Source organism: Rhodanobacter spathiphylli B39 (genome assembly GCF_000264295.1).
Lineage (GTDB): Bacteria > Pseudomonadota > Gammaproteobacteria > Xanthomonadales > Rhodanobacteraceae > Rhodanobacter > Rhodanobacter spathiphylli.
Genome location: NZ_AJXT01000097.1, coordinates 1 through 420 on the forward strand (window position 1 = coordinate 1; position 420 = coordinate 420).

General features: G+C 49.5%; 1 protein-coding gene. It reads left to right on the plus strand.

Annotation, left to right across the window (positions count from 1 at the left end):
* The first annotated feature begins 34 nt into the window (after positions 1–34).
* Positions 35–382 (plus strand): hypothetical protein, encoded by a 348-nt coding sequence (locus UU7_RS18540; RefSeq protein ID WP_157582426.1) that lies wholly within the window; start codon positions 35–37, stop codon positions 380–382.
* Positions 383–420 lie beyond the last annotated feature (38 nt).

Below are 420 nucleotides of genomic sequence, written 5' to 3' on the forward strand. Positions count from 1 at the left end.
CAGATAAACGCTAAGCGTTAGGCATCGGATAGACATGCTCACGATTTCACAGCTCTTTCTAATCGCGTTTCTAGCCTTGCCCTACTCAATCATCACTCGTAAAGGCCGCACTCCCTCCACCCCGCGTCAAGTCAAGGTTGCTAAAATATCCGGCCTTCTTTTCACGCTTGGGGGCGCAACCTTTGCTGCTCTGGATGCGTACTGGATGGTCGCTCACGTTCAAACAAGGCACGTGCTCATATCCAAGGGAGGTGAGGCCTCCTTTGCGATCAACCCGGACACAAATCCAGCTGGCTACGTTCTTCTCTTCGCAACATATATCGGAGCCACGATCTTCTTTTCCTTTATGGCAAGAAAAGTGTGGCGTGGAGAAAAGATCTAGGGTGGTGCCTAACATTTCCTTAGTTCTACTGTGTTATT